We start from the raw sequence: 24,926 nt of genomic DNA on the forward strand, positions 1-24,926 counted from the left end.
GGTGCAGATGTTTCGCACGGGCAACAGATTTCGTAGAGTGGGAAGGCTAAGAATGTCAGCCCCGGCTGCTAGTACTTATCCACACCATTTCGCGCTCTCTCCCTAAGGATCCGTGGGCATGCTCCTCACCCTCATACGGCGCTATTCCAAGCCGTATTTGCCGTACATCGTTGCCGTCATCGTGTTCCAACTGGCGTCCACCATCGCGGCGCTCTACCTTCCCAGCCTCAACGCCCAGATCATCGATGAAGGCGTCTCCCGCGGGGACACGGATTTCATCTGGCGGACCGGCGGCGTGATGCTGCTGGTCGCCTTTATCCAGGTCGGAACCGCGATTGCCGGTGTGTACTTCGGCTCCAAGGCGGCCATGGCCATGGGACGCGACCTGCGCCGTGGGGTCTTCCGAAAGGTCACCAGCTTCTCCGCCAAGGATGTGAACACCTTCGGCGCGCCCACCCTCATCACCCGCGGCACGAACGACGTCCAGCAGGTCCAGATGCTGGTTCTGATGGGGCTGAACTTCATGGTGGCCACGCCCATTATGTGCATAGGCGGCATCATCATGGCGCTTCGCGAGGACATCAGCCTGTCCTGGCTTGTCTGGGTCTCCGTACCCGTGCTGATCGTCGTGGTGGGCTACCTGGTAGTCCGGCTGATGCCGCTCTTCCGCTCCATGCAGAAGAAGATCGACCGCATCAACGCTGTCCTGCGTGAACAGATCATCGGCATCAGGGTGGTACGCGCCTTTGTCCGCGAACCCTATGAAACTGAACGCTTTGGCGAGGCCAACAAGGAACTGACCGACGTGTCGCTGAAGATCGGCTCACTGTTTGTCCTGATGTTCCCTGCCATCGGCATGATCCTGCACCTGTCCACCGCCGCCGTACTGTGGTTCGGCGGTCAGCGCGTTGATTCCGGTGAGATGCAGGTGGGCGCCCTGACAGCGTTCCTGCAGTACCTGCTCCAGATCCTTATCGCGGTCATGATGGGCACGTTCATGGCCATGATGATCCCGCGCGCCTCGGTGTGCGCGGACCGCATTGGTGAGGTGCTCGACGTCGAACCCTCCATCCACGACCCCCAACGGCCGGAAACTCCCGCCACCCTGGCCGGCGTGGTTGAATACCGGAACGTCACCTTCGCCTACCCCGGTGCTGAGTCGCCGGTGCTGAGTAATATCAGCTTCACCGCGAAGCCGGGGGAGACCGTGGCGATCATCGGGTCTACCGGTGCAGGAAAAACCTCGCTGCTGTCCCTGTTGCCGCGCCTCTACGACATCGCTGAGGGCGAGGTACTGCTGGACGGTGTGTCCGTGGCCAACCTGGACCGGGCCGAGATCACCAAGCGCGTGGCCCTCGTGCCGCAGCGCCCCTACCTTTTCTCCGGCACCATCGAGCACAACCTGCGCTTCGGCAAGACTGAGGCCACCGACCAGGAACTCTGGGACGCGTTGCACGTGGCCCAGGGTGAGGACTTTGTCCGCGAGAAGAAGAACGGGCTCAACGCCCGCATTGCCCAGGGCGGCACCAACGTCTCCGGCGGCCAGCGGCAGCGGCTCTGCATTGCACGGGCACTGGTCACGAAGCCCAGGGTGTACCTCTTTGACGACTCTTTCTCGGCGCTGGACGTAGCCACCGACGCCAGGCTCCGTGCGGCCTTGAAACGGACTACCGCCGACGCCACCGTGATCATCGTGGCCCAGCGCATCTCCACCATTACCGAGGCGGACCAGATCCTGGTCCTGGACAACGGTCGGATCGTGGACCGGGGCACCCACGAGGAACTCTTGGAAACCTCGCCCACGTACCAGGAAATTGTTGAATCCCAGCTGAGCGTGGAGGAAATGGCATGAGCGCCCCTAAGAAAGACTCCACAGGCTCGTCCACCGAAACACCGGATCCCGTGGCATCGCCCGAGGTCCTGGAGGACGACGAATTCTTCGAGGAGGAGTACAAACCCTCGGAGGCCGACGGCGACATGTTTGGCGGCGTCCCCGCCAAGAAGGCGGAACACTTCTGGCCCTCCGCCAAGCGCCTGATGGGGCTGTTGAAGCCCGAAGCTGCTGGCATCTACGCCGTGGTTGCCCTGGTGGTGGTCGCGGTGGTCCTGAACGTTATCGCCCCCAAGATCCTGGGCCAGGCCATGGACGTGATCTTCGGTGGAGTAGTGGGCAAGCAGCTCCCCGCCGGCGCGAGCAAGGAAGAGTTCGTGGAAGGGCTCCGCCAGCAGGGGCAGGACAACTTTGCGGACATGATCTCGAAGATGGAGCTGGTGCCCGGAAGCGGCATCGACTTCCAGAAGCTGTCCTTCCTCATTGCCATCGTGCTGCTGATGTACTTTGTGGCCAACATCTTCCTGTGGCTGCAGGGCTACGTCCTGAACCGCATTGTCATGAAGGTCATCCGCCAGCTTCGCGACGACACCGAAAAGAAGCTGAACCGGCTGCCGCTAAACTACTTCGACACCCGGCAGCGCGGCGACGTCCTGTCCCGGGTGACGAACGACGTCGACAATATTCAGCAGGCACTGCAGCAGGCCTTCGCGCAGCTGATCAACTCCCTGCTGACGGTCATCGGCATTGTGGTCATGATGTTCATCGTTTCCTGGCAGCTGGCGCTGATTGCCTTGATCGCCCTGCCGCTGTCAGGTGTCGCCGCCGGCATCATCGGATCACGCAGTCAGAAGCTCTTCGCTGCGCAGTGGAAGAACACCGGCGCTCTGAACGGTCAGATCGAAGAGTCCTTCTCCGGCCACGACCTGGTGCGTGTCTTCGGCCGCGACGCCGACATGCTGGAGCGTTTCGAGGAACGTAACGAGGCCCTGTACAAGGCAAGCTTCGGCGCCCAGTTCGTCTCCGGCATCATCTTCCCGGTGATGCAGTTCGTCTCCTACCTCAGCTACGTCGGCATCGCCGTGGTGGGTGGCCTCCGCGTCGCCTCCGGATCCATGTCCCTGGGCGATGCCACGGCGTTCATCCAGTACTCGCGTGAGTTCACCCAGCCGCTGGGTCAGATGGCCGGAATGGCCAACATGCTCCAGTCCGGCGTGGCTTCCTCGGAGCGGGTCTTTGAATTCCTGGACGCCGACGAGCAGGATGCGGAAACCGCCACCGACCACCTTCCGGCCAAGACCGACGGGCATGTGGAGTTCCAGGACGTCACGTTCAGCTACACCGAGGACAAACCTTTGATCGAGAACCTGTCCTTCACGGCTGAGCCCGGGCACACGGTGGCCATCGTCGGGCCCACCGGCGCCGGCAAGACGACACTGGTGAACCTGGTGATGCGCTTCTACGAGCTCAACTCCGGGTCCATCACGCTGGACGGCGTGGACATCACCACCCTGAGCCGTTCCGAGCTTCGATCGAAGGTGGGCATGGTGCTGCAGGATGCCTGGCTTTTTGGCGGTTCCATCTACGACAACATCCGGTACGGCAACCTCGACGCCACCGAAGAGCAGGTCATGGCAGCAGCCAAGGCCACCTTTGTGGACCGCTTCGTCCGCGCGCTGCCGGAGGGCTACAACACGGTGATCGACGAGGAAGGCAACAACGTCAGCGCCGGCGAAAAGCAGCTCATCACCATCGCCCGCGCGTTTGTGGCCAACCCGTCGCTGCTCATCCTCGATGAAGCCACCAGCTCTGTGGACACCCGCACGGAACTGCTGGTCCAGAAGGCCATGGCCGCGCTGCGGACTGACCGGACCAGCTTCGTGATTGCTCACCGCCTCTCCACGATTCGCGACGCCGACACCATCCTGGTGATGGAGAACGGGAAGATTGTGGAGCAGGGCAACCACAAGACGTTGCTCGCGGCCGAGGGAGCCTACTACAGGCTCTACATGTCCCAGTTCGCCGGAGCGAATGCTGAGGAATCGCCCGTGGATGACTCGACGGCGGTGCACAGCTGACCGCGCAGGAGGCCGGTACGCGGGCGACTGGTGCGCCTGCGGCCGGAGACACGGCCGCAGGAACACCGGCGGCCGGCCCGGCGGACACCGGAACGGCCGCAGCTGAAAACAAGGCAGCACCCCGGCGCATCGAGGTGCTGGTCCCCATGCGCTGGGGCGACATGGACGCCTATGGGCATATCAACAACGTCCAAATAGTGCGGATGCTGGAGGAGGCGCGGATTGGTGCCTTCGGGCCTCCGCGCGGCGCCGGGCTGCCGGGCATCGAGCCTGAGGTGTCCCTCTTCAACGACGTACCAGAAGGCGTTATGGCGCTGGTGGTGGATCACCGGATCCGCTATGTCAGGACCTTGGAATACCGCAATGTCCCGGCCGTGGTCCAGGTGTGGGTCGGAGCGATTAAGGGCGCCAGCTTCGATATCCACTACCTTGTCCAGGACCCCGTCACCGGGGAGGACTGCGTCCGTGCCAGCAGCCACCTGGCATTTGTTGACGAGGCCACTGGGCGCGTGGTCAGGCTGACGCAGGAGCAAAAAGACCGGATGGCACCGTTCGCCGCCTAAGCCGTTGCGTTGGTCCTGTCCACACCGGAAACTGAAGACCTGGGCCACTGAAGGCCCGGACTAAGGAGCTTTAACCATGGCTAAGCTGAAAAAGAAGACCTGGAAAGAAATGCCCCCGGCGGCGCGGGCAGGAACTGTGCTGATCGGGATCGTCCAGATGGCGCTGATGGTGGCTGCGCAGCGGGATATCTCGAAGCGCCCGGCGGAGCTCATTAATGGGCCCAAGGCAGCCTGGCGGATGGCCGCCCTGATCAACTTCATCGGTCCCATGGGGTACTTTATCTTCGGCCGGAAGCGGACGGTGACGGGAAAGTAGGCACGTCCGGGTGCGCCGGGGTCAGGGTCCTTGGAGCGGGCGTTCAGCTTAAGCCTGTAAATTTGAACCCATGACCCCGACCGCTAAAACTGCCATGCCCCGCGCCCTCGGTATCTCCCAGGAGATTGAGGACGCGGCGTGGTTTGTGCTCGGGCCGGGCCTGCAGGGCAAGCCGTCCGCCTTGGACGGCCTGACCCTGACCTGGACATCGGAAGCAGCCACTGAACTGCACGACCGCCTGGACCGGGGCGTCCCGGATCCCAAGGCGCCCATGATGACCAACCTGCGCCAGAACCTCCAGGACTCGTCCCGTGCTGCCAAGCAACTGGCCGTTGAACTCCTGTTCCTCCAGTCCCTGCCGCTGGCACACGAGGTCAAGTCGCTCAAGGTCAAGCGTGCCCGGGTGGCGGAGGCTGCGTCCTGGCTGGAACCGCCGTTGGAACTGCCCGAGGAGCTGTACAAGGGCATGACGGACCACGGCGTCATCAGGGACCGCACAGCAGAATTCAACTGGACAATCTGGGACCACCTCAAGTGGCTCTGCCGTTTTGTGCAGCATGTGGACCAGCAAATTCCGGCCGCCATCAGCAAGGCACTCAAGGATCCGCTGAAGTTCCACGAGCTTGCGGCCGGCACCCCCGGGGACCAGCCCGCCATCCGGCGCAGCATCGAATACCTTGCGTGGCCCAGCTACTTCGAGCCGGTAGTTGCGGATGTGGAGCGGCAGGAAATCCGGGACGCCTTCGCGTCCCTGGTGGGCGGGGCGAAAGGCGACGCCGACGAAGACATCACGGCGGACATCCACCGCATCAGGCTGCACCTTGACGAGCAGGCGGGGCAGCGCATCGACTGGTATGCCCGCCAGCTGGTGAGCCAGTGGCGGAAGGTAGGCGATCCCGGCCGCCGGGCGTGGCTGCTGCGGACCCACAGCGATAACGCCGAGCTGCTTGCCGCCTGGCAGGGCGAGGAGAAGATAACGCTCGACGTCGAACATCTCCGGCTCCTTGACGCCGGGGTGACCGCCGGGCTGGTTCAGCACGCCGTGGACGAGGACTACAAGCACCTCGGCTACGTCGAACGCGAGGACACCAAAACCGCGGTCTTTGCGATCCTCACAGTCATGAAACCGGGCGACCTTGTCCTGTACCAGAGCTCTGGAAAGGTGCGGCTTGGCGTCGTGCTGGGGGAGCCCGAGTACAACGACGACAATCGCCGGATCCGACGCAAGGTGCGCTGGTTCGACGAAGCCCACACCACCACCGACCTTCCCCGCCATGTGCAGCGTCAGCTCGCCACACCGGGGATCGTCGTGGACGTCACCAAGGTTGTACAGGCCCTGCAGGCGCTGCTGCCGGCCGAGGCGGAACCGGAAGACGACGACGCCGGTGCTGCCGCCGTCGTTCCCCACCAGGAGGGTTTCCGTCCGCTGACCCGCGAATTCGCCGATTCGCTGCACATGGACCTGGAACCGCTGCAGGAGATCGCGGAACTGCTGGAGGAGAACCGCCAGCTTGTGCTCTACGGCCCGCCCGGCACCGGCAAGACGTACTTGGCCAAGCATCTCGCCGCGGAACTCGCTGATGACAGTACGGATGAGCGCGTGAAGCTCGTGCAGTTCCACCCCTCGTACGCCTACGAGGACTTCTTCGAGGGCTACCGGCCGGACAAGACCGACGAAGGCCAGGTGTCCTTCAAACTCGTCGCCGGACCGCTGCGCCGGCTGGCCGAGGAGGCCGCCAAACCTGGGAACGAAAAGAAGCCCTACTTCCTGATCATCGACGAGATGAACCGGGCCAACCTCGCCAAGGTGTTCGGTGAGCTGTACTTCCTGCTGGAATACCGCGACGACCGGATCTACCTGCAGTACAGCCCCAACGAGCCGTTCACCCTGCCGGACAACCTCTACATCATCGGCACCATGAACACGGCCGACCGCTCCATCGCCATGATGGACGCGGCCATCCGCCGCCGCTTCGCTTTTATCGAACTGCACCCGCAGACCGAACCCGTACGGGGTTCGCTGCTGCGCTTCCTGCAGGCACGGCAGCTGGACGCCACGCCCGCGCTGCTGCTGGACGCCCTGAACGCCGCGATCGATGAGTGGGACCGGGACCTGATGATCGGGCCGTCGTACTTCATGAAGCCTGCCGCCCAGACGCCCGCCGGGCTGCGCCGGATCTGGAAGTACGAGCTGATGCCGCTCCTCGAGGAGCACTACCACGGTCAGTTGACCCGGGCGCAGCTTGAGGAGCGCTTCGGGCTGGACCAGTTGCTGGGACGCCTTGCTGCCAGCTAGGCCGGCCCAGGCCCCCTCGCTGGCGACGGGACGGGCAGCCGGAAATCCGGCCGGAGAGCCCGCCGGAGGGCCGGCCGGAAAAGCTGCCGGCCAGGCGCTCAGAACAGCAACCGTCCAGCCAGGCGCTGGACGCCGGGGACCCGGCAACCCTCCGAGGCACCTGGTCCTGGACGAACTGTCCAATGGCATAGTGGACCGGCTCGATGCTGCCAGCGCGGCTTTCCTGAATTCCAGCGGCCTCGCGAAGGCCTCGCCGATGGGCATGGGCCTCTACCGGATCGAACCGGTGGGGAAGGTAGGCTCAGTCCGCACCTCCACGGTCCAGCTGGACGTCCGTCCCAAGGACCGGCTGGGCCTTAGCCGTCTCCTGTTCCTGCTCAGCTACGCCGGCAACCAGGGCTTCCGGAACGATTCTGTCGCCGCAGCGGAGGACCGCGATCTATGGAGCGCGCTGGCCGAATCCCTGGCCCAGCTCGCCGAACGCGCATTGGGGCGCGGAGTGCTCCAGGGCTACCTCAACGTCGACGAGTCGCTCCGGACCGTGAAGGGCAGGATCCGGATTTCGGACCAGATCTCCCGCCGCCCCGGCATGCTGGTTCCGCTGGAGGTGTCCTACGACGAGTTCACGGAGGATATCGCCGAAAACCGAATACTCCGGGCCGCACTGGAGCGCATGGGCAAGGTCCCTGGTGTCCGTCCCGAGGTCCTGAGCCGGTTGCGGCAGCTCAAGGGCAAGCTCGACGCCGTGACGCGCCTTCCCTCCGGCGCGCCGCTGCCGCCGTGGTCCCCCAGCAGGATGAACGTCCGCTACCAGGCCGTGCTTCGGCTCGCGGAGCTGATCCTGCGGAACGCGTCCGCGGAGGCAGGGGAGGGGAAGCAGCAGACGGCGTCGTTCGTGGTGGACATGGCCCAGGTGTTTGAGGACTTCGTGGGAGCAGCCCTCCGTGGAGCCATGGCGGCATACCCCGGGGAGCTGCGGCTGCAGTACAACGCCCTCCTCAGCGAGGCAGTGGACGACGCCGACCGGCTCTCCGTGCGGCCGGACGCGGTGCATCTTTTGGGCGGGCGTCCCGTGGTGGTCTATGACGCCAAGTACAAGGCTGCCTCAGACCTTGGCGCGTCCCTGTCCGCTGACCACTACCAGATGCTCGCCTACTGCACGGCTCTGAGGGTGCCTACGGCCTGGCTGGTCTACGCCGGCTCGGGCGAGGTGAAGCTTCGGCGGATCCTCAACACTGACATCGACGTCGTTGAGTTTCCGCTGGACCTTTCCCGGCCGCCGTCGGAGATCCTGGCAGCGGTGGCGGACCTGGCACGGCAGTCCTGGGGCGAAGTGGTCCGGGCCTCCAGGGCGGGAGGGTAAGCGCCCGTCGAGAATTTCGGCGGGCGTTTTAGACCGGCAGGCGGAACGTGAAAGTGGTTCCCTTTCCCAGCGAGGAATCGACCTCAATGGTCCCGCCGTGGGCTTCCACGATGGCTTTGCTGATGGGCAAGCCCAGGCCCACGCCCGGAATGGCAGTCCTGCGCACGTTGCTGGTGCGGAAGAACTTCGCGAAGACTTCGCCCTGATCGTCGGGGCTCATGCCCATCCCGGTGTCGCTGACCCGACACGTCAGGTGGCCGGCTTCCTGTTCCAGTGAGACCACTACGTTGCCGCCGTCAGGGGAGTACTTGATGGCGTTCGATACGAGGTTGTCCAGCACCTGGGAGATGCGGGGGCCGTCCACATGGGCATCGAGCCGCACGGGCGTATCGGCTTTGAGCACTACGCGGGAGGCATCAGCCTTGGGGAGGGCGGCGGACACCGTTGCGCGTACCAGCTCCGCAACGTCCACAGCGTGCGGCGACACGATCAGCTGGCCTTGCCTGCTGACCAGGAGGTCGGACACCAGGGTGAGCAGGCGTTCAGAATTGCGCCTGATGATTTCCAAGGGCCCAAGTTGGTCATCTCCGGGATCGTCCTCCAGCAGGATTTCGACGTACCCCAGGATGGACGTCAAGGGCGTCCTGAATTCGTGGGACACGCTGGAGACGAACTCGTCCTTCGCGGCCAGCGCGTTCACCAGGTCGGTCACGTCGCCGAAGACAATGACGGATCCGGCAAACTGCCCGTCGGCGTCCTTCATGGCACGGGCGCTGGTGGTGATGGCGCGCTGTTCCTTGCCTGAACCCAGCCAGACCAGGTAGTCCGTGAAGGTCTCGCCCAGGACGGCCCGGCGCACCGGCCGGTCCTCCACCGGGACCGGTGTGATGCGGTCTGCCGCAAAGACCAGCAGCTGGGATTCGTTCGGGTCCTCGATGTCCTTTGGCCGGGCCAGCTCGTGGTTGGCACGCTGTTTCCGGTTCATCAGGATGTCGTGGCCGTCGGCGTCCACCGCTAGGACGCCCAGATGCACGGTGTCGAGAACGGTGTTGAGCAGGGCTTCTTGCTGCTTTGTACTGCGCAGGCTCGCCTGGAGCTGCTCGTCCTTCTCCTCCAGGGTGCGCTGCTGGCGCATCATGCTCAGGGTCAGCACGCTCACTGATACGCCGATTCCCAGCATCATGACGGGCAGGAGCAGGGACCTGGACAAGCTGGGGCCTGACACGTCCCCGCGGAGCAGCAGCGGTACCCAGATGATGGCCAACGGGGCGAAGAAAGAGAGCCACAGTGAGGCCCTCGGATAATATCCTGAGGCGCAGAGCCAGATCACCGGGAATACCGCCAGCAGGCTGATGCCGGTCAGGCTCTCCTGGCCGCCCTCCCTGCCTACCGCGATGGAGACGAAATCCAGGAGCGGAATGAACAGGAAGCTGGTGTACGGCAGGCGTTCCCACGGCACCAGGTAGCACAGCGCCATGAGTACCAGTTGCGAGACCAGGAACGCCACAAAAAGCGGGTTGTCCATGGTCTCAGGGAAAAACGCCCATGTCAGGAACGCTGTGAAAAGCGTGGTGACAAACAGGGGCATCTGGCTCAGGGCAACGCGGTCCGTTAGCCGGTATTCGTGGAAGGGACGCCGGAAGAATTTCAGGCGGCCCGTGGCCCATGCAACGGGCTCACTCATGGTCAGTTGCCGGAGGCTCGATTAAGTCAAGACGCATGACAGCAGGATATCGGCAGCCAGCTATATACTTCAGACGGTGTCAAGCATGCTGAGGGGGCTGTAATGAGTGATCCACGTGTGGGCCTGGTTATTGAAGACGACCAGGACATCCGGGAACTGGTGCGCACAGTGTTGACGCAGGCAGGCTTTGACGTGACCGTAGCCGGAAGCGGAGCTGAAGGTGTCCTGGCGGCAAAGACCCTGAATCCGGACGTCATCACGCTGGACTTGGGGCTGCCGGACATAGACGGTTTTGAAGTGTCGCGCCAAATCCGGGAGTTCTCCGATGCGTACATTGTGATGCTTACGGCCCGCACCGATGAACTGGACACCCTGATCGGCCTGGAATCCGGCGCCGACGATTACCTGACCAAACCCTTCCGCCCCCGGGAGTTGCGGGCCCGTGTGGCCGCGATGATGCGCCGCCCGCGCGCCGCCGCCGAGCCGGCAGATGCCGCAAGCGCCGCCGACGCGGCCACCCGTGCCGAGCCCAATCCCAGCGGCCGGGGCAACTACACCCACAACGGGCTGGACCTGAGCTACGCGTCGCGCTCCGTGACGGTGGATGGGCAGGAGCTGAACCTGACCCGCACCGAGTTCGAACTCCTGTACGCCCTCCTGGAGGCGGGCCGGACTGTCCGGACCAAATCAGATTTGGTGAGGCGCCTCAGGGACGAGGATTACGACGTCGGCAGTTACATCAGCGAGGCCGACGAACGGTCAGTGGAAGTCCACATGGGAAACCTGCGGAAAAAACTTGGCGATTCGCCGCAGCGTCCGCGTTGGCTTCAGACGGTACGGGGTGTTGGTTACCGGCTGGCGCCGGTCGAGCGCTGAGCCTGGAGGCGGTGCAGGGTCTGCCGGCTGCACTGATTGATGGTTTTGAGGTATGCCGCCGCGAGCCGGGGAAGGACAACTGCGACGTCGCTGTGGGCTGAGTCGCTGCGGATGGCGCTCTCCAAATCCAGCGCCAGTCCGGCCAACCGCTCCGCTCCCACCATCTGGCTTGAAGTCTTGAGGCTAAGGATGGCGTCCACGGCACCGTTCAAGTCGCCCGTGGTCAAGGCCAGGCGGAGTCGGCCGATCCGATACGGGAGGTAGTCGATGAAGTTCCCGACAAAGACCGTGCAGTAGCCCTCGTCCTCGTCCAGTTCTTCCCGCAGCCTGTCCAGGACAGACTGGTCCACCAGCGGCCGCCCTGCATCATCAGACTGCGTCATGACGGTCCTTTCCGCTGGGGCCTCCCGCTCCGGAAATGCGGAGGTGGGTTGAGCCATCTTTCCTCCTTCAGATTAGGTCTGTTCCCCCGCCCTGTAAGGGTTTTGGAAAAGAATTGTGGCTTTCTTGATGAGACTGCGGATTTTCCAGCTAGGATCAAGCCGGTGCCGCCAGCACTGCCTGTTCGTGGCCCGGGCCACGTCTCGATTGTGGGCAAATGATCGCCTTGTTCCGAGTGTTGAAAACCGTGGTTCTCTCGCTTGGCGTGGGTGCCGCTTTGGTCCCCCCTATGTGGATATCGCGGCTTTGGACGGCTACAACTGGGGGACGTCCGCCGCCTGGAGCAGCTGGAGAAGGAAGCTGACTGGCGCATCAACAGCAGCGTTTCTTCCGCAGCGGCCTTCAGCTCCGCCTTGCTGGCCAGGCGCAGTTTGCCGTCTCTTCGTAGCTGGCAGGGATTTCGTAGCACGCATGGGCGGGAAAGGCACACGTTCCTTCCCCATAGTTGATCCGTTGGCCGCGCGATCGCGGCAACAGGGATTCCATCCTTGCTGCCGGTACTCAATATGGGCGGCGGCAAAGGATCAAGATCGCCTCAAGTTCCCTTCAGGCGGCTTACGGGACCGTTGGCTTACGGCACCGCCCAGGAACTGGACGAGCTGGGCCTCGAGGGCGGACCCGTCCTTCAGCTCGCATTCCCACACGGTCAACACCTCCCACCCGGCGTCTTCAAGCTGCCTGCGCTGATCGGCGTCGCGGTCCCTGGTGCGTGTGCGCTTGGCTTCCCAGAAGGTGGCGTTCGCCTTGGGGGCATGCTGGCCCACCCTGCAGTCATGGAAATGCCAAAAACAGCCGTTGACGAAGATGACCTTGCGGCGGCCCGCGAAGACCATATCGGGGTTGCCCGGCAGGCGGACCTTGCCCGCTCCGCCATGCAGGCGGTATCGGTAGCCTTTGGCATGCAGGAGGCGGCGGACCAGCAATTCGGGCTTGGTGTTCTTGCCCCTGATCCGGGACATGTTCCAGCTCCGCTGCTCGGGGGTCAGCCTGTCCGCCATACCTCCAGTCTAGGCAGCCCCTAGATGACGCGCTCCGGCTGCTCGCCAAGCTGGAAATGCCGGCCGCTCAGGGACGTGGGCACGATCTCCACATAGAAATCCTTGAGTGTGGGGACCCAGCTCTTGAGCCCCAGTTCCTCCACTGCGGCGAGCTCCGAGGAGTTGGTCAGGACCCGGGCGGTTCCCCGCAGGACGACGGACCACGCTTCGTCGGACAGGACTCCATCCGTTTCGAACAGGACCCTGGAGTTGATGGTGAGCTGCGCCAGCTTATTTCCGGGCGCCGTCCGCAGATAGATCTTCCGGTCCGAGGTTAGGTAGTTGACCGGGAAAATGTCGGGCTCGCCCGCTACTGAAACCACCAGCCGGCCGTGCTTGGTGGCGTCAAGGAGCTGCCAGGACTGCTCGTCGTCGAGTTCCAGGACGGGGTTGCCGTCAGTGTGGTTGAACATCATGGCTCCTATTCTTCTACGTTGCGTAGAAAATGGCTAGGGCTTTGGAGAATTCGCATCCTTTGCCCTAACCCGGGCGACATCTTCATTCATGACTTCACAACGCAGTCAAAAGGTGTAACTGAGTGGAAACAATACCGTGACGAATCCGTCGTACTTGCTGGCTACGGTCGCAGGAGACGTTCCACCAACGTTGTCCCCGCACGGAAAGTGACGCACTCACATGAGTAATGACCTGGAGAGCACGCGACTGCTGGACCCAACCGCGCCCGGAAGTGCCGCCGTCGTCCGCGGTCCGGGGCAAACCCCGACGGCGGGCAACACGGCCGCCCTCAGCGCCACCAAAGAGAGCCTGGAGGATTACACGCTCCGGTTCGCGCCGCGTTCATACCGGAAATGGAGCGCGGGCGTAGTTGCCACGAGCGCCCTGGGCGGCATTGCGTATCTGGCCGATTTCTCGATCGGGGCGAACATCGGCATTGCCTACGGCACCACGAATGCGGTCTTTGGCATCCTGGTGGCGGCGCTCATCATCTTTGCAACAGGGTTTCCGCTCGCCTACTACGCGGCCCGGTACAACATCGATCTGGACCTCATCACACGCGGTTCCGGCTTTGGCTATTACGGATCCGTGGTCACCAACGTCATTTTTGCCACATTTACGTTCATCTTCTTTGCGCTGGAGGGTTCCATCATGGCGCAGGGTCTGGAACTGGGGCTCGGCATCCCACAGTGGCTTGGGTATGCGGCGTCGACAGTGATCATCATTCCGCTGGTCATTTACGGGATGAACACCTTGGCCAAGCTGCAGGTGTGGACCACTCCGCTGTGGCTCCTGCTGATGGTGGTTCCGGTGGGATATCTGGTCATCTCCCACCCGGAAAGCGTCGACAGCTTCTTCGCCTACACCGGCGAATCAGGGGCAGAAGGACCCAGTGTTGCTTCAGTGATGCTGGCAGCAGGGGTCTGCCTGTCGCTGATGGCGCAGATCGCCGAGCAGATCGACTACCTGCGATTCATGCCGCCGCGGACCGAGGCCAACAAAGGCGCGTGGTGGCGGGCGGTGATCCTGGCCGGGCCGGGCTGGGTGATCTTCGGGGCCATCAAACAGATTGTTGGCATGTTCATCGCCATCTACCTCATTGCCACGCTCGATCCCGCAGCATCAGTGCACGCAAACGAGCCCGTCCACCAGTTCCTGGGCGTCTACCAGGAGATGATGCCGGCGTGGCTGGCCATGACGCTGGCAGTGGTGCTGGTGGTCATCTCGCAGATCAAGATCAACGTTACGAATGCCTATTCGGGGTCCTTGGCCTGGACCAACAGCTTCACACGCATCACCAAGACCTACCCGGGCCGAATGGTCTTTGTGGTGGTCAACCTGGTCATCGCGCTGGTGCTGATGGAAGCCAATATGTTCGACTTCCTGAACACAATCCTGGGCTTTTACGCCAACTGCGCCATGGCCTGGGTGGTTACCGTGGCGTCCGATATCGCCATCAATAAGTACCTGCTCAAGATCTCTCCGAAGACGGCCGAGTTTCGGCGCGGCATGCTCTACGCGGTGAACCCGGTGGGGTTCGTCTCCATGCTGGTCTCTGCGGGGATCTCCATCGCGGTTTTCTTCGGGGCGTTCGGTGGCGCTATCCAACCTTTCTCGCCGATCTTCGCCGTGGGGCTGGCGCTGGTCCTGCCTCCGGTCCTGGCGCTGGCGACCCATGGAAAGTACTACCTCCGGCGCACGGACGACGGCATTGACCTGCCAATGTTTGACGCCGACGGGAACCCGAGCGAGGACAAGCTGCCCTGCCACGTGACCGGGCTGGAGTTTGAGCGTCCGGACATGATCCGTTCGGCCCAAGACGGGCCCGACGGCGAGCCCCAATATGTGTCCTCCCTTGCCCTTTCGACCGATAAGACAGGGAAGTTGGTTTTGCCGGCCCAGACGTAGTTTTTGACGTTTTCACGGTGGGCGGCCCGTGCTTACTGCAAGGGCCGCCCACCGTGTTCCCGATCACAACCGGAATAGTTGCAGACGCCAGTCAGTTGGGCAGGGCAGTACCACTTCATTTCTGAAAGGAACTGCGCATGCTGTTTTCCCCGTTGACCCTCGGCGAGCTCGAACTCCCCAACCGCCTGGTGATGGCACCGCTAACCCGTCTCCGCTCCGGTGCGGAAGGTGTGCCCGGCCCCCTCGTCGTCGAGCATTACCGCCAGCGCGCGTCCCTGGGCCTTATCGTCAGCGAAGGTATTTACCCGAGCCCTGCCGGCCGTTCCTACCCGGGCCAGCCCGGGCTGGTCACCGAGGAGCAGGTCGCCGCGTGGAAGCATGTCACAGACGCAGTTCACGCCGAAGGTGGCAGGATCTTTGCCCAGGTCATGCACGGCGGGCGCGTGTCCCACCAGGACATCACCGGAGGCCATCCGATCGTTGGCCCCAGCGCCGTCGCCATTGAAGGTGAAGTCCGCACCCCGTCGGGCAAGGAGCCCTACCCGGTACCGCACGCGCTCACCTCCGACGAACTGCCCGTCGTGATGGACGAGATCGTCACCGCATCCCGCAACGCCATCGAGGCCGGCTTCGACGGCGTGGAACTGCACTCAGCCAACGGCTACTTGCTGCACGAATTCCTTGCGCCGAACTCCAACGTCCGCGATGACAGCTATGGCGGATCGCCGGAGAACCGGGCGCGCTTTGTCATTGAGACCGTCAATGCCGTAGTCGCAGCACTCGGCGCCAACCGTGTGGGCATCCGCATCTCACCGGAGCACAATGTCCAGGGGATCGCCGAAACGGACCTGGCGGATGTCCGCGCAACCTACGAAGTTCTCCTGGACAGCATTTCGCCGCTCAACCTCGCGTACCTGAGCATCCTGCACCACGAGCCCACCGGCGAGTTGGTCCAGGACCTCCGCGCACGCTTTGATGGGACCTTCCTGGTGAACACGGGCTTCGGTGTTGTCACTACCCGCGACGAGGCCGTGGCCCTGGTGGCCGACGGCCACGCCGATGCCGTGGTGGTGGGCCGGCCTGCCATTGCCAACCCTGACCTGGCCCGCCGCTGGAAGGAAAGCCTCCCGCTGAACGAGCCGGATGCTTCCACTTTCTATGGCGAGGGTGCCAAGGGCTACACCGACTACCCCGCGTACCAAGGCTGAGAGCCACATAACGACGACGGCGGCACCCGCTTGGGTGCCGCCGTCGCTGGCTGCACGGTGTGCTGTCCCGGCAGCGCGCGCCAAGAAGCCATCCGACGGCTTTTTGGCTCATTTTATGATTGGCCCGCCTGGATCCCTTGGGGTCCGGGCGGTGCTTACATGATATTCCACCGAATGGATTATCGCTAGGGTTTTCGCTAGAGGAATGCCTCGCGGCCCGTCCCCTCACGCATCACCAGCTTGCCGTCCTCGATTGAAACGAGCAGGCTTTTGGGTTTCCCGCTGACCTTGAGGATGCCTTTCAGGCCCCTGTTGGTGATCTCCACGCCCACCTGTGCCCCTTTCGCGGGCAACTCCACTGATCCTTCAAACGCTTCCCCGAGAAGGGGATTGGTGGAAACTCCGACGTCTCGACGGACCTCTTTGCCGTTGACCATGACGGTGATGTTGGCCTCGTCGAATCCTTCCTGAAAGACGATGAGCAGTTCCCGCATGGTGGCCTCTTCCTCGAGAATGATTACCTGTGACGGCAACTCCACTACAGCACTTCACGGCCCGTAGCGGAATACCCGGGCTGGCGCGGCCCTTGGTGGAGACTGTCGCTGGAGACCGTCAGACCCGTAGGGCAAAATGTTCTGGTGACCCAACTCCCGCACGCCCCGTCCGCCCCCGCATCCGCCCCCGCATCCGCCCCAACACTGGACAGCGCCATCCACGCCCAGATCGCCGCCGAACTTGGTGTGAAAACCTGGCAGGTCAAGGCTGCTGTGGAACTGCTCGACGGCGGGTCCACCGTCCCGTTCATCGCCCGGTACCGCAAGGAAGCCACCGGGACGCTGGATGACACGCAGCTCCGGGACCTCGACGAACGCCTGCGCTACCTCCGGGACCTGGAAGACCGCCGTCGTACGGTCCTTGAGGCGATTGCCGCGCAGGGACAGCTGACATCGGAACTGCAGGCGGCCATCCTTGCCGCGGACACGAAATCACGGCTGGAAGACATCTACCTTCCCTTCAAATCCAAGCGGCGCACCAAAGCGCAGATCGCGCGGGAAGCCGGATTGGAGCCGCTCGCCGACGTGCTGCTGAAGCGGCCGGAGCTGGACCCCGAACGCGAGGCCGCCAAGTACTTGAACCGAGAGCACTCCATAGACGACGCCGCTGCCGCGCTCGCCGGAGCCCGCTCCATTCTGGTTGAGCGTGTCGCCCAGGACCCGGACCTTGCCGCCACCCTGCGGGACCGGCTCTGGACTCAGGGCCGGATGGTGTCGCGGGTCAAGAAGGGCAAAGAGGCGGAGGGGCAGAAGTTCGCCGACTACTTTGAGTTCGCGCAGGCGCCTTCCGGGATGCCCTCGCACCGCGTCCTAGCCTTGCTGCGTGGCGAGAAGGACGGTGTCCTGGAACTGGATCTTGTTGAGGCAGATCCGACTAACGACGACGCGCTCGCTGCCGCCCGTGCCCGCTACGAGAATGCGGTGGCCAGGTGCCTTGGTGTCGCCGAACGGGGTCGGCCCGCCGACGCCTGGCTGATGCAGACTGCCCAGCTAGCGTGGCGCTCACGTGTACTTGCCCGGTTGACGGCCGACCTTCGCGGACGGCTGTTTACCGCCGCCGAGGACGAGGCCGTCCGGGTATTCGCCGCAAACCTGCGCGACGTTCTTCTCGCGGCACCTGCCGGCAACCGCGCCACCCTGGGGCTGGACCCGGGACTGCGGACCGGCGTGAAGGTGGCCGTGGTGGATGGCACAGGCAAAGTGGTAGCCACCGACACCGTGTATCCGCACGCACCGGCCCGGAAGTGGGACGAGGCCCTGGCCACGCTGGTCCGGCTGGCCCAGGAGCACAACGTTGAACTGGTGGCTATTGGCAATGGCACGGCGTCCCGCGAGACTGACAAGCTGGCCGCGGAACTGATCAAACTGCTGCCGGCCGCGGAGAAGAAACCGCAGAAACTGGTGGTCTCCGAGGCAGGGGCGTCCGTGTATTCGGCGTCGGCGCTGGCAGCCGCTGAACTGCCCGGGATGGATGTGTCCCTGCGGGGAGCCGTCTCCATCGCCCGGCGCCTGCAGGACCCCCTTGCCGAACTGGTCAAGATCGATCCGAAGTCCATCGGGGTAGGGCAGTACCAGCACGACGTGACGGCGTCGAAACTGGACCGCAGCCTGGACGCGGTGGTGGAGGACTGCGTGAACGCGGTGGGCGTGGACGTCAACACGGCGTCGCCCGCGCTGCTGAGCCGCGTGGCCGGCGTCGGGCCTTTGCTGAGCGAAAACATTGTGGCGTACCGGAACGAACACGGCCCGTTCGCCAAGCGCACCGACCTGAAGAAAGTGCCCCGGCTCGGCGCCAAGGCGTTCGAGCAATGCGCGGGCTTCCTGCGGATCACCGGGGGAGCGGAGCCGCTGGATGCCTCCAGCGTGCACCCGGAGGCATATGCAGTGGCGCGGAAAATCCTGGTGGCTGCCGGTTCGGCGCCGGCGTCGTCCCTTGATCCCCGGGAGTTCGTGGACGGGACCTTCGGGTTGCCCACGGTCCAGGACATCCTGGCTGAACTGGACAAGCCCGGCAGGGACCCGCGGCCCGCGTTTGCCGCCGCAACGTTCTCCGAAGGGATCGAAAAGATTTCGGACCTCAAGCCCGGCATGGTGCTTGAGGGGACCGTCACCAATGTGGCCGCTTTCGGCGCATTCGTCGACGTCGGAGTGCACCAGGACGGGCTGATCCATGTCTCGGCGTTGGCCAACCGCTTTGTGTCCGATCCGCGCGAAGTGGTGAAGTCCGGCCAGGTGGTGCGGGTCAAGGTCCTAGAAGCCGATCCCGAGCGGAAGCGTATCTCCCTGACACTGAGGCTCGACGACGAAACCTCACCATCCGGCGGGCGGCCGGAAGCTGGTCGTGGGGCTGGTGGGCGTTCGGAAGCTGGTCGTGGGGCTGGTGGGCGGCCTGAGGCAGGTCGTGGCGCTGGCGGGGGTTCGGAAGTTGGCCGTGGGGCTGGTGGGCGTTCGGAAGCCGGCCGTGGGGCTGGTGGGCGGCCTGAGGCAGGCCGTCAGGATCGCGGGAAGGCCCCGCAGCCGGCAGGCGGCCGGACTGCTGCCCCAAAGTCGGCGCCGAAGCCTGCGCCGGTGAACACTGCCATGGCGGAGGCCCTTCGTAAGGCGGGACTCGGCAAGTAGCTGGTTCCGTTTCCGCTAAGGCGCTCAAGCGAGGACGGGCGGTTCAGGCGAGCGGGTTCAGGCGAGCGACAGTACAAACGCAAGGACGAAACCCGCCGCAGTGCTGATGGCCACGGCGGGCCCGCCGTGTTCGTAAGCCTCAGGCATGAGTGTGTCGGCGAGTGAAGCAATGACCGCGCCGGCTGCGAACGCCAGGGGTAGGGAGATTGCTTCGGGGTCGGTACCGGACAGCGGGCCGGCTCCGATCACCACGGCGACTACCAGGAGGATTGCGCAGGCAAGCCACAGTCCAATGACGCTCAACGAGGAACGGCCTTGGCTGCGCATCGAGGCCGCACCCACCAGGGCCTCGGGCAGGTTGGAGACGAAGATGGCGGCGAGCAGGGCCAGTCCTCCGGTACCTTCTCCCAAGGAAACACCGAGGGCGACGTTTTCCGGCACGCCATCCAGGGTGACGGCTGCTAAGAGAGCCATCCCGGCCGCGCCGCGGGTGGAAACCTTGGCGGCTGGCTTGTCCTCCGCGGCAGCATCTGTGTCCAGCTTGGCGCTGCCTTGGAATTCATCGGCAGGTATCGCCTGGTCGCCGGGCTGGGCCCAGCGGTCCAGCAGTGCACTGAGGATTGTGAAGACGATGGCACCGCCCAGCAAGCCAAGTGCGGCCCGGATGATGCCACCGCGCTCATAGGCGTCCTCGAAGAGTTCAAACGCCAGGGCGGTAATCAAAGAGCCCGCTGCGAAGGCCAGAAGGATGGCCAAGAGCCGTTTGGGCAGCTCGAACCGAACACCGATGAAGGCACCCAGAACCAGTGCACTGGATGCTATGACGCCGAACAACAGCGACATCATCATCCCGTTAGTATAGGAGTGGCGGGCGGGCACGGGAACCTGTGAGTTTCTCAGCAGGAACTTTCGGCGCCGAGACGTATCTGCAAGGGTGGAACCATGACTTACTTCTTGGAGTACACGGTCCCAGCCGCTTCCGACGAGGAAGGATTCGCCTTTCCCCACGATGAAATCAGTCCCGGCACTACCGTCCCTTTGGTGCAGACAGATGCGGACATCGTTCATGCCCCCGACCTTCCGGCTCGGACGGGCATCATCGGAGCGACTGTCGCAGAAGCCAAGCTCGAGGCCGAGCAGCTCATCACGCATAGCCGCGCCACCGAAGCCACGCTTTATGAGGATCCGTCGAACTCGCTCCGGGCTGGCGTCGGAACCCGGGTGGCCACCTTCAAAGAGGGGCGCGGCTGGCAGGACGCCTAGCCAGACTGAGGCGGTTGGCTCCCTTTTGGTCGAGGCTCAGGGAGAGTGGAGAACGCCCAATCCGTGAAAGTGTGCAGGTCGTCTTAGGGCGCGGCAGGGCCAAAGACAGGCTCAAGTTGCTGTCCGAACGGCTGGTCTTCCGCCACGGCGGGGCTGTGTCCTTGGTCCTGGTCCGGGATCGGGCCGAGGAGCTGGGGTGGCCATTGGGGTGGTTCCCAGTCTTGGTGTTCGCTTTGGTAGTGGCGGCCGGTGGGTGAGGTCCAGCCGGGTGGTTTGTCGATGCTGGCTTGAGTGGGTGTCCAGGCGGTGGTGTGTTTCAGCCGGTGGTGTTTGGGGCAGGGCTGGCCGAGGTTGCTGATGCCGGTGGTGCCGCCGTCGGCCCAGGCCAGGAGGTGGTCTGCTTCGTTGTCCAGGGACTGGTTGTTGCAGCCGGGGAACGGGCATTTGCCGTCCCGGAGCCTCAGCCATTGGCGCATCGCGGCGGGGATCCGGTAGCTTTGGCGGCCGATCTCCAGTGGTGCCCCGTTGCGGGGGTCGGTCAGGACGCGGTGGAATGAGCCGGCGCCGTCGGCGACCAGGTTGCGGGCCATCGATGCCGGGATTGGCCCGTAACCGTCGAGGGTGGCTGGTTCGTTTGTGAGGCCCATCAGCGCGAACACCGGCACGGTCACGAGGACCTGCGCCGCCGGCGACGGGACTTGGCCCGTCATCAAGTCGTTGCCCGGCAGGACGTCGTTGCCCGGCAGGACGTCGCTGCCCGCCACGGATTCGTTGCCCGCCGGGGTCCCGGTGGTTTCGACATGGCCCGCCTGGACGTCGTTGCCCGCCATGGTCCCGGTGGCCAGGACCCTTCCAGCGTCGCCATGGCTGTCGGGGGAACTACCAGCGGTAAGGTCGGGGCCCGCGGGGCAGCCTGCCGAGACGTCGCGGTCCGGGGCGCGGCTGCCTGCGGCGGTCCGGCGGTCCGGGGTGCTGCCTGCGGCGGCATCACGGGCCGGGGTACAGCCTGCGGTGGGGTTGATGGTGGCGGGGCCTGCATCGGCGACCGCGGCGATCCGATGGGTGCTGGCCTCGGCCGGCTCGGCCGGGCTGGCCGTGGTGCCGGTGTAGCCTGCGCTGAGGAGCAGTTTGGCGGCGATGTCGGCGCGGAGCTGGGTCATGGTGCGGGTCTCGGCCGGGCCCTGGAGGGTGCGGGCGGCGGCGGTGATGCCGTTCCAGATCCCGGCTGCCCGGTCCGCGGGCAGGTAAGCCGAAAGCCAGGCCATGCCGTCCCGGTCCGGGACGTACTCCAGCCGCCGGTCCAACACACTCCTGGCATGGCGCTTTTCGATACTGACCGGGTGGTGCCGTTCCCGCCAGGCCCTGGCCTTGGCCCGGAACCGGGACGGGACCAGCTCCCCGGCCGGGCACTCCCGGGCCCGGTCCGGAACGTCCGGGCCCAGGAAACGGGCCTCCAACGCCGCCGCCCCGGCCGCATCCAGGCCGGTAGTTTCATCGACCATGACCCGCGCGTGCTGCCACGACAGATCCCCGGCCTGCAGCGCAGCCAGCGTCAGCGGCAAGGCAGTGGTCAGCTCATGGGCCTGCGCCAACAGCGCCGAGGCCGAGCGTTCACTCACCGTCAGCGCACACGCGACCTCGGACACCACACCCATCTCCTGGGCCGTGTGTTCCCCAGGGCTCCTGACCGGGCCGTCCAGGGCCGCAGCCTTTCCCGCGTACGCGGCGGCCAGGCGAACCCTGAACGCCGCCACCATCGCGTCCACCCGGACCGAACCGCCGAGCCCGTCCAGGCACGCATCCGCCTGCCCCCGCAAGGGATCACCACCCCCGGACCCCGTTCCGGAATCCGTCTGGGAACCCGTCCCGGAACCGCGGCCATCCAGCCCCCGGCGCACAAAGGCAGCAAACTCCGCAGCAGCAGCCTCGAAAGCCTCCACCGCCTCCTCAACACCCGGGATCCCCATACCCCCATCATCCAGCGACCCGCCAACAAAAACACCACAGCACATCGCCTATGTGGATAACCTCCGACCACCAGGACCGCCTTAGGTGATTGGGCCAGTCAGGGGGGGGCAAGCTGGTGTCCGCGTGCTTAGGTCTCCGCGCGGGCCCGCTCGGAGGGCGTCTCGGAAGGTTCCTTCTGCCATGGCCAGCGTCCGGTGATCTCCAGTTCCAGCGAGAAGCTCAGGAAGGTTCGGATCAGGACGATGATCGCGAGCACGCCCACGCTTTCATACGTGGGTGTCACGGCAACTGTGCGAATGATATCGGCGGCCACCAGAAGTTCCAGGCCCAGCAGGATGGACCTCCCCAACAGTTGCCGGTAAGAACGGTACACGGTCAACTTTTCGGCTCCAGCAGGGCGCTTTCGAGGCTGGTAGCCGCGCAAGGCCATGGGAATCGATACGACAGCGCCGATGACCATAACGGCTACTCCGGCGAAGTCCATATATCTGCCCACGGCTTCGATGATGTGCTGGAAGTCCACGATGCTCCTCGGTTACGACGGGTTCTCACAGCTCAGTACGCCGCGGTGCGGCTTACGGCGGTCCGGCCCCAAGTGTACGTTCGCGCACAGGAAGCTAGGGGTGACGGGCGCCTTTACCGGCAAGGATGTCGCGGTAGCCCTCGCGGAATGACGGGTAGGCGAACTCGAATCCGGTGCTCCGGAGCAACGCATTGCTGCACCGCTTGTTGCCACCGCGGGCCTCGCCAGCAGGGCCGATCGGCGGTTCGGCATAGCCCATCTCGGAGGCCAGGAAGCCCAGCACGTCGCCGAGGTCGGCCGGCTCATTGTCCACGCCAACATATACCGGAGCAGGCATGGACTCCATGGTGCATAGATGGACGATGGCCGCCGCTGCGTCGTCCCGATGGATCCTGTTCGTGTACCGCGGCTCGTCTGGAGCGACCGCCGCTCCGTTACGGACCTGGTCGATAAGCCGGGTCCGCCCGGGCCCGTAGATTCCACCGAGCCGCAGGACCACCGGTGCGCATGCGGTGCCGCGCAACCGCGAAAGCAGGAGTTCCTCAGCCTCGCGGATGATGCGCCCGGAGAAACCACCAGGTGCCGCCGTCGTACTTTCATCAACCCAGCCACCGCCCGCGTCCCCATAGACGGCAGTGGAGGAAACAAAGAGGACGCGGCGTGGTGTCACGCCGTCGCGGTCCAAGGCGTCCAAAACGTGGGAAAGCCCGTCCACGTACGCTGCCCGGTAGGCCGCTTCCGTGGGTGAATCGGCTGCCACTGCAATCACGACGGCGGCAATTCCGGCCGGGATAGCGGGAAGGGCCGCGGTGGACAGGTCAGCTGCGACGCCTTCGATTTCTGCGGGAAGTTTTTCCGGCGAGCGTCGCCAACCCACTACGCGGTGTCCTGCCGCAGCGAAGCGCAGGCCCGCTTCCGTGCCCAGATCGCCGCAGCCGGCCAGGAGGATGGTCATGCGGTCAGGGAGCGGGGACCGGGAAGAAGACCCGGGGGTCCTGCAGGAGTGCCGGGTAGTCGAAGGCGGAGCGGTCGATCACCTCGGTGACGCTGAAGTTCCGGCCAAAGCGGCCGTCGTCGAGCGTGATGGGCCGGCCCAGGACCTGGCCTACAGCGAACTTGGCGCCGTCCTCGAACGAGACCGCCACAGCGGTTTTGCCAGGGAGGGTGGCAAACGCTTCCTCCTGGGCCTGGCGCTTCCTCGTGGGCTTCTTGATCTTCGCCTTGGGGGGAAGCTTCCGGGGCTGCTTGGAGGGACGGCGCGACCCGTCGTCCGCATAAACAAGGGAGTAATCGTCCTGCTCGGCGGCAGCAATGGCGCGGCGGACCGGCGGCAGGGCCACGGTGTTTAGTGTCTCCGGGCTGAATTCTGCATGCGGTGAGCGCAGGATCCACAGGATGTCGCCTTCGGGGTCCTCGGGCAGGAACTCATGCTTGGGCTCGGGCCAGATGTAGTCAATGTCCGGTATGGCGTCAGGGAACACAGATTTGTAGAACTTGGGTTCCTTGCGGAGGAGCTTTGACCGGTGGCTCAGGTGGAAATCCGAATTTCCCAGCCATGGCGGCATGGGGATTTTGGCGGCGTAGTCGGGGTGGGCTGCCTGCGGAGCGAACTCGGTGATGTTGGCGCGGGTGTTGTCCGGGTGGCCACGTTCAGTCCACTCGTCAACCATGGCCAAGCCGTACATGGTCAGTGCTGGAACGTAGCCCATCCACATCCGGACGGCCGGGTGGGTCTGCCAGCCGTACTCAGGGATGACCAGCGCCCGAAGGGTCTGCAGCGCTTCGACGCGCTGCTTGCCGAGCCTGGCAGTGTCCAGTGCTGCGGCGCTCTGCCGGAAATCGGGGTACGGAAGGAAGGTTTGCATCCCTTCAGTCTGACGGCATGCGGCCCAAGTGCCAATTGCAGTGCCGGCCGCCACAGGAGAAAGCCGGAGGATGTTCA

Annotated in this window: 21 protein-coding genes; 11 read left to right on the forward strand and 10 right to left on the reverse strand. The window is 64.5% G+C overall.

Annotation, left to right across the window (positions count from 1 at the left end; all coding sequences use genetic code 11):
* The first annotated feature begins 118 nt into the window (after positions 1-118).
* The 6 genes from V9L18_RS06675 (at position 119) to V9L18_RS06700 (ending at position 8,447) form a co-directional block, all read left to right on the forward strand.
* Positions 119-1,852, forward strand: a complete 1,734-nt coding sequence (locus V9L18_RS06675) for an ABC transporter ATP-binding protein (RefSeq protein WP_337346397.1) — start codon at positions 119-121, stop codon at positions 1,850-1,852.
* Entirely contained in the window at positions 1,849-3,909 is a 2,061-nt protein-coding gene (locus tag V9L18_RS06680; protein WP_337346398.1) for an ABC transporter ATP-binding protein, read from the forward strand. Before V9L18_RS06675 ends, V9L18_RS06680 begins: the two co-directional genes overlap by 4 nt.
* A 146-nt stretch (positions 3,910-4,055) precedes the next feature.
* Entirely contained in the window at positions 4,056-4,472 is a 417-nt protein-coding gene (locus V9L18_RS06685) for an acyl-CoA thioesterase (protein ID WP_337346399.1), read from the forward strand.
* A gap of 76 nt (positions 4,473-4,548) precedes the next feature.
* Positions 4,549-4,788: a PLDc N-terminal domain-containing protein gene (locus V9L18_RS06690; RefSeq protein WP_337346400.1), complete on the forward strand. Its 240-nt coding sequence runs from the start codon at positions 4,549-4,551 to the stop codon at positions 4,786-4,788.
* A 70-nt stretch (positions 4,789-4,858) separates the two neighbouring features.
* Positions 4,859-7,084 (forward strand): McrB family protein, encoded by a 2,226-nt coding sequence (locus V9L18_RS06695; protein ID WP_337346401.1) that lies wholly within the window; start codon positions 4,859-4,861, stop codon positions 7,082-7,084.
* A 166-nt stretch (positions 7,085-7,250) separates the two neighbouring features.
* Positions 7,251-8,447 (forward strand): McrC family protein, encoded by a 1,197-nt coding sequence (locus tag V9L18_RS06700; RefSeq protein WP_337346539.1) that lies wholly within the window; start codon positions 7,251-7,253, stop codon positions 8,445-8,447.
* 28 nt (positions 8,448-8,475) lie between these two features.
* Here V9L18_RS06700 and V9L18_RS06705 read toward each other — a convergent pair whose 3' ends face one another.
* A complete protein-coding gene (locus V9L18_RS06705) occupies positions 8,476-10,131 on the reverse strand; it encodes a sensor histidine kinase (RefSeq protein ID WP_337346402.1) in 1,656 nt (551 codons plus the stop codon).
* A 102-nt stretch (positions 10,132-10,233) separates the two neighbouring features.
* On the opposite strand from V9L18_RS06705, the gene V9L18_RS06710 reads away from it, so the two are divergent.
* Positions 10,234-11,007 carry a response regulator transcription factor gene (locus tag V9L18_RS06710; protein ID WP_337346403.1) on the forward strand — a complete coding sequence of 258 codons (774 nt, stop codon included), beginning with the start codon at positions 10,234-10,236 and terminating at the stop codon, positions 11,005-11,007.
* Here V9L18_RS06710 and V9L18_RS06715 read toward each other — a convergent pair.
* The 3 genes from V9L18_RS06715 to V9L18_RS06725 form a co-directional block, all read right to left on the reverse strand.
* Entirely contained in the window at positions 10,980-11,390 is a 411-nt protein-coding gene (locus tag V9L18_RS06715) for an Hpt domain-containing protein (RefSeq protein WP_337346404.1), read from the reverse strand. The genes V9L18_RS06710 and V9L18_RS06715 overlap by 28 nt on opposite strands.
* A gap of 582 nt (positions 11,391-11,972) precedes the next feature.
* Positions 11,973-12,446 carry a very short patch repair endonuclease gene (locus V9L18_RS06720; protein WP_337346405.1) on the reverse strand — a complete coding sequence of 158 codons (474 nt, stop codon included), beginning with the start codon at positions 12,444-12,446 and terminating at the stop codon, positions 11,973-11,975.
* Positions 12,447-12,466: 20 nt separating this feature from the next.
* The gene (locus V9L18_RS06725; RefSeq protein WP_337346406.1) at positions 12,467-12,901 is read right to left on the reverse strand and encodes a pyridoxamine 5'-phosphate oxidase family protein; all 435 of its coding nucleotides are present in this window, start codon (positions 12,899-12,901) and stop codon (positions 12,467-12,469) included.
* Positions 12,902-13,121: 220 nt separating this feature from the next.
* On the opposite strand from V9L18_RS06725, the gene V9L18_RS06730 reads away from it, so the two are divergent.
* Together V9L18_RS06730 and V9L18_RS06735 are read left to right on the forward strand one after the other, a co-directional pair.
* Positions 13,122-14,849, forward strand: a complete 1,728-nt coding sequence (locus tag V9L18_RS06730; RefSeq protein WP_337346407.1) for a purine-cytosine permease family protein — start codon at positions 13,122-13,124, stop codon at positions 14,847-14,849.
* Positions 14,850-14,986: 137 nt separating this feature from the next.
* Entirely contained in the window at positions 14,987-16,057 is a 1,071-nt protein-coding gene (locus V9L18_RS06735; protein WP_337346408.1) for an alkene reductase, read from the forward strand.
* Between the two features lie 197 nt (positions 16,058-16,254).
* Here V9L18_RS06735 and V9L18_RS06740 read toward each other — a convergent pair whose 3' ends face one another.
* Positions 16,255-16,572, reverse strand: coding sequence for a hypothetical protein (locus tag V9L18_RS06740; protein WP_337346540.1), 318 nt, complete (start codon positions 16,570-16,572; stop codon positions 16,255-16,257).
* Between the two features lie 123 nt (positions 16,573-16,695).
* On the opposite strand from V9L18_RS06740, the gene V9L18_RS06745 reads away from it, so the two are divergent.
* A complete protein-coding gene (locus V9L18_RS06745; RefSeq protein WP_337346409.1) occupies positions 16,696-19,230 on the forward strand; it encodes a Tex family protein in 2,535 nt (844 codons plus the stop codon).
* 57 nt (positions 19,231-19,287) lie between these two features.
* Here V9L18_RS06745 and V9L18_RS06750 read toward each other — a convergent pair whose 3' ends face one another.
* The gene (locus V9L18_RS06750) at positions 19,288-20,079 is read right to left on the reverse strand and encodes a ZIP family metal transporter (RefSeq protein WP_337346410.1); all 792 of its coding nucleotides are present in this window, start codon (positions 20,077-20,079) and stop codon (positions 19,288-19,290) included.
* 93 nt (positions 20,080-20,172) lie between these two features.
* On the opposite strand from V9L18_RS06750, the gene V9L18_RS06755 reads away from it, so the two are divergent.
* Positions 20,173-20,493: a hypothetical protein gene (locus V9L18_RS06755; protein WP_337346411.1), complete on the forward strand. Its 321-nt coding sequence runs from the start codon at positions 20,173-20,175 to the stop codon at positions 20,491-20,493.
* Between the two features lie 83 nt (positions 20,494-20,576).
* Here the strand turns inward: V9L18_RS06755 and V9L18_RS06760 are convergent, their stop codons facing one another.
* The 4 genes from V9L18_RS06760 to V9L18_RS06775 form a co-directional block, all read right to left on the reverse strand.
* Positions 20,577-22,460, reverse strand: coding sequence for an HNH endonuclease signature motif containing protein (locus V9L18_RS06760; protein ID WP_337346412.1), 1,884 nt, complete (start codon positions 22,458-22,460; stop codon positions 20,577-20,579).
* Positions 22,461-22,588: 128 nt separating this feature from the next.
* Positions 22,589-22,984 (reverse strand): DUF1622 domain-containing protein, encoded by a 396-nt coding sequence (locus tag V9L18_RS06765; protein ID WP_337346413.1) that lies wholly within the window; start codon positions 22,982-22,984, stop codon positions 22,589-22,591.
* 94 nt (positions 22,985-23,078) lie between these two features.
* Entirely contained in the window at positions 23,079-23,939 is an 861-nt protein-coding gene (locus tag V9L18_RS06770) for an SDR family oxidoreductase (protein WP_337346414.1), read from the reverse strand.
* A gap of 4 nt (positions 23,940-23,943) precedes the next feature.
* Positions 23,944-24,849: an MSMEG_6728 family protein gene (locus V9L18_RS06775; protein ID WP_337346415.1), complete on the reverse strand. Its 906-nt coding sequence runs from the start codon at positions 24,847-24,849 to the stop codon at positions 23,944-23,946.
* Between the last annotated feature and the right edge of the window lie 77 nt (positions 24,850-24,926).

Source organism: Pseudarthrobacter sp. CCNWLW217 (genome assembly GCF_037203985.1).
GTDB lineage: Bacteria > Actinomycetota > Actinomycetes > Actinomycetales > Micrococcaceae > Arthrobacter.